Source organism: Desertihabitans aurantiacus, assembly GCF_003344635.1.
In the GTDB taxonomy this organism is placed as follows: Bacteria; Actinomycetota; Actinomycetes; order Propionibacteriales; family Propionibacteriaceae; genus Desertihabitans; species Desertihabitans aurantiacus.
In genome coordinates this window covers 1-2,132 of the sequence record NZ_QPKK01000414.1, presented here as the reverse complement: position 1 = coordinate 2,132, position 2,132 = coordinate 1, and the positions used below count along the sequence as shown (strand labels likewise).

The window sequence follows — 2,132 nt, the reverse complement described above, 5'->3', positions numbered from 1 at the left end:
CGCCCGCCGCGGGACGCGGCGGGCCGCCACCGCTCGCCCCGGTGCCCCGGTGCGCGACCCCCCGCGTGCGAGACTGCCGGCCGTGACCCCCGCACCGCACGGCCCGGCACGCCGGACCGCCCGGCCGGAGGTCGCCCGCGCCGCGGAGCAGGCGCTGCTGCCGCTGCGACCGCTGACCGTCGGGGAGGTGCTCGACGCCGCCTTCGCGGTGGTGCAGCGCGATGTCACCACGGTGCTCGCCCCGCCGCTCGGGCTGGCGGTGCTGCTCGGGGTGGAGCTGGGTGGGCTGTGGCTGCTGTGGCACGCGCTGGCCAGCACCTCCGACGTGCTGGCCTGGGTGGTGGTCGTGCTGCTCGGGCTGCTGGGGGTGGTCGTCGGCTACCTGCTGGCGGTCTGGGTGGCGGCGGTGGTCAGCCGGGTCTGCCTGCGCACCGTCCTCGGGGAGGGGTTCGCACCGGCCACCACCCCGGTCACCTGGCGCTCCAGCCGTCGGCTGCTGCTGCCCGCGACCGGGCTGGCTCTGCTGGCGGTGCCGCTGTCGGCGGCGCTGGGCTGGGTGCTGTCGCTGGTGCAGCTGGTGGTCGTGCCGTTCGCCCTGGTCGAGGACCCGCTCTGGGCCGGGGTGGGCTCGGTGGTGGCGGCGGTCCTGATGGCCGCGCTGAGCTGCTGGGCGGTGTCCTACCTGGTGCTGGCGGTGCCCTGCTACGCGCTGGAGGGTGCCACCGCGCCGGACTGGGTCGGACGTCCGCACCGCCCGACCTCGGTGCCCGGGGCGTTCGGACGGGCCGTCCAGCTGGTCGGTATCCGGCAGGCGCTCCGCGCGACGGCGGTCACCGCGGCCGGCGTCGGACTGGTCGGGCTGGTCGGCGGGCTGGCCCTCGTGGCGCTGGTCTCGGCCACCGGCGTCTACGGCCCGGTGCTGGGGCTCGACCTCGACACGGCGCTGTTCCTGGTCGAGCGTCCGGGCACCTGGTACGTGCTGGCGGGCGGCTACCTGATGACGCTGGTCGCCGCGCTGCCCTTCGGGGCGGCCTTCCAGACCGTGCTCTACCTCGACCTGCGGATGCGCAGCGAGGGCCTCGACCTCGCGCTGCGCTTCGACTGCCTCGACCCGCCGCAGCCGCAGGGACGCCCGTGAGCGTCCCGCGCCTGCTGCCACCCCTCGACGTCCCGATCGCCATCGGGCGCGAGGAGGCGCGCCGGCGCGCGGCCGAGGAGCTCGGGGTGCCCCTCGACCAGCCGGCCGAGCCGGGCTGGCTGGACCGGCTCGTGGAGCGGCTGGTGCTGGTGGCCGAGGACCTCGCCGACCGGTCCGCCGCGCTGGTCGAGCGGGTGCTGCGCTGGCTGGGTGAGGTGGTGCGCCGGCTCACCGACCTCTCCCCCGGCGCGGGCGGGGACGCCGGCGGCGGGCTGTGGCCCACCGTGCTGGTGGTGCTCGGCGTGGCCGGGCTGGCGCTGCTGGTGTGGCGGGTCGGGCTGCCCCGGCTGAACCGCACGGTGGGTGATGCGGAGGTGCGCACCGAGGCCGGGGTCAGCCCGCAGGAGTACCGCTCGCTGGCCGAGCGGGCCGCCGCCCGCGGCGACCTGCTGACCGCGGTGCTGGAGGAGTTCCGCGCGATGGTGCGCGGGCTGGAGGAGCTGACGGTGATCGACCCGCGGCCCAGCCGCACCGCGCTGGAGGTGGCCTGGCGGGCCGCCGAGGCCGTCCCGGAGGCCGAGGCGGACCTGCGCTCGGCAGCCACGCTGTTCAACGAGGTGGCCTACGGACGCCGGGCCCCCAGCCCCGAGCGCTGGCAGCAGCTGCGCACCCTGTCCGAGGCGGTGCTGGGAGCCGCCGGACGGGCCGACCTCAGCCGGGTGCCCGGATGAGCGCGGCGCGGACCCGACGCCGGTGGCGCCGGCCGGTGCTGCTGCTGGCGGCGGCGCTGCTGGTGCTGCTCGGCACCGGCTGGCTGGTCGACGTGCTGCGCGGCGTCCCGGGCGACCCGGGCTCGGACCGGGACCAGGGCGCGTCGGCGCTGCGCCGGCTGGTCGAGGCCGAGGGCGTGGACGTCCGGGTGGCGGGGTCGGTGCCCTCGGCCGCCCGGGACGCCGCGGCCCCCCACACCCTCGTCGTGCACGCCGCCGACCGG

The 2,132-nt window shown here is 78.0% G+C and carries 3 protein-coding genes; all 3 read left to right on the top strand.

Annotated features, from left to right (window positions below; genetic code table 11):
• Nucleotides 1-82: 82 nt before the first annotated feature.
• Nucleotides 83-1,138 (top strand): hypothetical protein, encoded by a 1,056-nt coding sequence (locus tag DVA66_RS19675; protein ID WP_114561496.1) that lies wholly within the window; start codon nucleotides 83-85, stop codon nucleotides 1,136-1,138.
• Nucleotides 1,135-1,869 carry a DUF4129 domain-containing protein gene (locus tag DVA66_RS19670; RefSeq protein WP_114561495.1) on the top strand — a complete coding sequence of 245 codons (735 nt, stop codon included), beginning with the start codon at nucleotides 1,135-1,137 and terminating at the stop codon, nucleotides 1,867-1,869. Before DVA66_RS19675 ends, DVA66_RS19670 begins: the two co-directional genes overlap by 4 nt.
• On the top strand, nucleotides 1,866-2,132 hold a 267-nt coding region (locus tag DVA66_RS19665; RefSeq protein WP_198671976.1), incomplete at its 3' end, for a hypothetical protein. The genes DVA66_RS19670 and DVA66_RS19665, both read left to right, overlap by 4 nt.